The sequence below is a fragment of the Aquimarina sp. RZ0 genome, from assembly GCF_008370685.1.
Classification (GTDB): Bacteria; Bacteroidota; Bacteroidia; order Flavobacteriales; family Flavobacteriaceae; genus Aquimarina.
In genome coordinates this window covers 1-4795 of the sequence record NZ_VTZU01000146.1, presented here as the reverse complement: position 1 = coordinate 4795, position 4795 = coordinate 1, and the positions used below count along the sequence as shown (strand labels likewise).

Here is a 4795-nt window from a genome sequence, read left to right as displayed (position 1 = left end):
AAAAAATAAACCGTAGCTATAGCTATGCTTGATTTTTTTGCCTTGCATAAAGAAAAAATAATTCAATGAATTTATACGAATTTTTTAATCACAAATCGTATAACAATTTTTGTAACGCTATATGACGGAACACTCTGAATAAAAAAATGAACATGATTCTTATCTGTACCTGTTTCCAAAAAATGAATCTCATATCTATCACTTATAGCTTTATAAACTTCGACTAAAACCTTATCTACTGAATCAGTCAATACTACTCTTCTATAGTTAGCACTACTCAACAAATGATACAGCAAAACTGTAACATTATGACTCTTATGGATATATTTACTATTTTGTGACATCGAGTCACAAAATAGTAATAATTAAAGAGGCAAGCCTCGAGGTATTAAACCTGAAAGCGAATAAAAAAATTGCTTACTATCTTATTCAATAGGCTTCAAAGGATTCATTTACAATGAGTTTCTTTGCCTCAAATATGTAGGTGTAATTTCTTTAATAGCATTCCCTTCTTTTACAAAAACAGCAGCTTTTTTAGCCATAATTTCAAAATCAGTAGAAATTGTAGTAATTCCACCAAAAGCAATTTCCTTTACAATATTATCATCGTGAGCCAGAATTCCAATATCAGAACCAATAAGATATTCCATTTTACGAGCATCTTTGAGAACTAACCATAGATGCGTGTCACTAATAGAAAAATAAGCAGTGTTTTTCTTTATAGTATTAGGCTCATAGTTCTCAAGAACATCTCCATTAATATTATAATCTTTGATATAGCGATTGAATGCAGAAAGGATTTCTGAAGGAAAATCAGAATCTTCTTTAAAAAATAAGACAAACCTATTGTACTTGCCAATCTGTGGAGTAAGTTCTACCAGTTTTTGATAGGTAATTTCTTCAAACTCCTGGGATATGTATGAATACTCTTTTGGCATGTTTAGGTAACGATCTATAATCAATAATCGATCAGGAGGAATTAATTTTAGCATAGACGGCACAGTTTCTTCCTGAATAGGCGCTATGACGTACATCCCATATTTACGAGATATATTATCCATGATCGTTTTAAAGAGATTGAGATTGTTGTGGTGAAAAAATATATCGATATGATATCTTTTACCAAGTTCTTTTCTAAACGTATTATAAAACTCTTCCTGAAAACTATGAAAAGCAAATAAAATCAGGGCTACTTTTAATGTAACATTGGTTTCTTCACTTATAATATAGTAGCCTTTTAGATTTTTGGACTCTACAAGTCCACGTTCTTTAAGCTCTGTATATGCTTTCACAAAAGTTTTTCTCGCATATCCAATGTCAGAAACCATTTCATTAATAGAAGGTAATTTGTCTCCAACTTTAAGGATGCCAGCATCAATAGCTCCTATGATTCCGTGAACAATTTGTTCGTGCTTAGAAATCGTATTTATATTTTGTAAATCGTATATTTTTTCTAATAATGGAGACATATAGTAATCTTGTTTATTTTATTCAGATAGTTCCTGGGGAGGTTTAGATTTCAAAATTATATCCTGATTCCTGAAATTTCTTATACTTCTGATAATCAAATTTATATAAAAAAGCGCCTTTTTTAGAGGTTGTTTTATCTTTTTCATCCAGTTTGATTATCAGATCAAAAGATAGTATTTTTTTTCTAAAGTTTCGAGGATCCAAGTTTCTCCTGTAAATAGCTTCATAAAGCTTTTGTAATTGAGGGATTGTGAATTTTTCTGGCAAAAGCTCAAACCCAATTGGTTTGTATCTGGCCATTTCTTCAATTCTTCTAAGAGCATCAACAGCCATTTGGTTATGATCCAGAATTAATTGAGGGGTTTCATCAACATCAAACCATTTTGCTCCATTGTCATCCACAATTTGCTCGATAGTATTATTGATTCTGATTAATGCATATTGAGCCACAGATATACATCTGTATGCAGGATCTCTATCTACAGTACTGTATGTTTTTAGCTCTTTGGTATAAATATTTTTAAGCCCTGTAAATTCTTCCAGAATTCTTTCTGAAGCATCTGGAACACTCTCTCCAATGTTTACAAAACTACCAATCAATGATAATGAGCCTTTAAAAGGGTCTATTTTTCTGTTAAAAACAAGTAACTTTAACCTACCTTTATTAAATCCAAAAATGATACAGTCTACAGCCACGTAAAACTTATCCTTTTGGTACTTATCTTTTTGGATATATGAATTCATTTTAAATAGTATAAACCAAATTTTATAAGAAGAAATTAATTTCTATGCAAAATAAGGAAAATTATTACACTATTAATAAATGTAAAAAATACATTTATTATATTTGCCTGATTTCTAAACCAAAAGAATGTTGATTGGACTTGTCCTATATTTGCAGAAATATATATCATATTAACGAAGAGAAATGAATGATAAAAACGAAAAAGTTGTAGAGAATTTTAAACCAGAATTGGTAATACATTCTCCCGGGAGAATAAATTTTATTGGAGAACATACGGATTACAACAATGGATTTGTGATGCCAACAGCGATCGACAAAAAAATTGTGTTTTCATTCAAGAGAAATAATTCAGATACTGATTGTAGTATATATAGCGCAACTTATGATAAGATGCTTACTATAGATTTAGAGAATGTAACGCCGAGTGATAAAGAATGGGAAAATTATATTCTTGGTGTACTGAATGAAATTTCAAAAATCACTAGAAAAGTAAAAGGTTTTGACTGTATTATAGAAAGCCAATTACCTATCGGAGCAGGCATTAGTTCTTCTGCAGCATTAGAATGCGGTTTGGCCTATGGGCTTAACGAAATTTTTAATTTAGGATTGTCAAAAATTGATATTGTTGCACTTTCTCAACGTGCTGAGCATACGTATGTAGGTACAAAATGTGGAATTATGGATCAATTTTCATCTGTAATGAGTGAAGATAAAAAGGTCATTCTTTTAGATTGCAAATCGCAAGAACACAGATTTGTGGATGCAAGTTTTGATCCCTACAAAATTTTACTATTAAACACGAATGTTTCTCATAATCTTGCTTCTAGTGAGTATAATACACGCCGTGAGGAATGTGAGGAGGTAGTAAAAATCGTTTCATCATCTTATCCGCAAATAAAATCGCTAAGAGGTATTACTAAAAATATGTTAGATGAATTTAAAAATGAGCTAACAGATACACTGTATCAGAGAGCACACTATGTAATAGAAGAAAATGGAAGGGTACTCCAGGCATCAGAATCTTTGGATAATGGTGATTTAGTACAATTTGGAAAATTAATGTATCAATCACATCGAGGTTTACAGCACCAATATAAGGTGAGTTGCCCGGAGCTTGATTTTTTAGTAGATTTTTCTGAAGACTATGATGGAATTATCGGGTCGAGAATGATGGGTGGTGGTTTTGGTGGTTGTACTATAAATTTAATCCATCCGGATAGTATTGATGAGTATTTGACCAAAGTGAAAAAAGCCTATAAAAATAAATTCGACATTGAATTAACTTCTTTTATAACTGTTCCTAGTAAAGGAACTTCAATCCAAGCTTAATCATGCAAGACTTTAATGACAACCCTCATAGAAGGTATAATATACTCACAGGAGAATGGGTATTGGTTTCGCCACATCGTACCAAAAGACCCTGGCAAGGAAAAAATGAAGCCCCCGCTGAATTCTCTAAGATTTCTTATGATGAAAATTGCTATTTATGTCCGGGTAATATGAGAGCTAGTGGTGATCAGAACCCTGATTATGACAAACCTTTTTCATTTACCAATGATTTTTCAGCATTACTAAAAGGAATTCCAGAAGCTACGTATAGAGAAGGTTTGTTAAAAGCAGATTCTGAAACCGGAATTTGTAAAGTTGTATGTTTCTCACCGAATCATTCACTCACATTACCTATAATGAAGGTAGAAGAGATTACAGAAGTTGTTAAATTATGGAAACATGAGTTTTCGGCTCTTGGCAGCATGGATGCTATTAATTATGTGCAAATTTTTGAAAATAAAGGAGCAGTAATGGGGTGCAGCAATCCTCATCCTCACGGTCAGATATGGGCGCAGCGATCGATTCCCGAAGAAATAAAAAAGAAAACAAAACAACAGAAAGAATACTGGGAAGAGCATAAGAAATCATTATTGACCAGTTATCTGGATCAGGAGCTTGCACTAAAAGAGAGAGTATTAATAGAGAATCATCATTTTGTAGCATTAGTTCCTTATTGGGCTGTATGGCCATTTGAAACTATTATTATTCCTCGTAGAAAAGTTCAACGTATTGATCAATTAACAATAGAAGAAGAAAAGAGTTTTGCCGAAATTATCAAAGAATTGACTACGAAGTACGATAATATTTTTAAGACTTCTTTTCCATACTCCTCTGGAATTCATCAAGCTCCTACGGATGGACTGGATCATGAAGAATGGCACATGCATATGTCTTTTTACCCACCTTTATTGAGATCCTCTACAGTTAAGAAATTTATGGTTGGTTATGAAATGTTTGCGAATCCACAAAGAGATATTACTGCAGAACAAGCTGCAAAGACTATAAGAGAACAAAGCGATACTCACTATTCATATAACTAAACCATTTCTGGTTTTAAAAATTCTCATATAAAAATAAGCCATAGCCTTGAGCTACGGCTTATTTTTATTTTGATGTAATAACGAAAATAAAATCCTTTAAAGTTATTGTTATACGATTTGTGATTAAAAAATTCGTATAAATTCATTGAATTATTTTTTCTTTATGCAAGGCAAAAAAATCAAGCATAGCTATAGCTACGGTTTATTTTTT

At 31.9% G+C, this 4795-nt stretch carries 4 protein-coding genes and 1 pseudogene; 2 read left to right on the top strand and 3 right to left on the bottom strand.

The window, feature by feature from the left end; all coding sequences use genetic code 11:
* Positions 1-101: 101 nt before the first annotated feature.
* The 3 genes and pseudogenes from tnpA to F0000_RS26485 all read right to left on the bottom strand — a co-directional run.
* Positions 102-344: pseudogene (gene tnpA, locus F0000_RS26495) on the bottom strand (IS200/IS605 family transposase); the annotation flags it as partial.
* A 108-nt stretch (positions 345-452) separates the two neighbouring features.
* Positions 453-1469, bottom strand: coding sequence for a GntR family transcriptional regulator (locus F0000_RS26490; RefSeq protein WP_149627713.1), 1017 nt, complete (start codon positions 1467-1469; stop codon positions 453-455).
* Positions 1470-1512: 43 nt separating this feature from the next.
* Complete coding sequence (locus F0000_RS26485) at positions 1513-2214, bottom strand: NUDIX domain-containing protein (protein WP_149627712.1); 702 nt, start codon at positions 2212-2214, stop codon at positions 1513-1515.
* Positions 2215-2398: 184 nt separating this feature from the next.
* On the opposite strand from F0000_RS26485, the gene galK reads away from it, so the two are divergent.
* Both galK and F0000_RS26475 read left to right on the top strand, forming a co-directional pair.
* Positions 2399-3544, top strand: coding sequence for a galactokinase (galK, locus tag F0000_RS26480; RefSeq protein WP_149627711.1), 1146 nt, complete (start codon positions 2399-2401; stop codon positions 3542-3544).
* Positions 3545-3546: 2 nt separating this feature from the next.
* Positions 3547-4584, top strand: coding sequence for a UDP-glucose--hexose-1-phosphate uridylyltransferase (locus tag F0000_RS26475; RefSeq protein WP_149627710.1), 1038 nt, complete (start codon positions 3547-3549; stop codon positions 4582-4584).
* Positions 4585-4795 lie beyond the last annotated feature (211 nt).

Excerpts from the sequence above, each read along its gene's own strand:
- F0000_RS26490 (WP_149627713.1), bottom strand. The coding sequence starts at position 1,469 with ATGTCTCCATTATTAGAAAAAATATACGATTTACAAAATATAAATACG.
- F0000_RS26485 (WP_149627712.1), bottom strand. The coding sequence starts at position 2,214 with ATGAATTCATATATCCAAAAAGATAAGTACCAAAAGGATAAGTTTTAC.
- galK (WP_149627711.1), top strand. The coding sequence starts at position 2,399 with ATGAATGATAAAAACGAAAAAGTTGTAGAGAATTTTAAACCAGAATTG.
- F0000_RS26475 (WP_149627710.1), top strand. The coding sequence starts at position 3,547 with ATGCAAGACTTTAATGACAACCCTCATAGAAGGTATAATATACTCACA.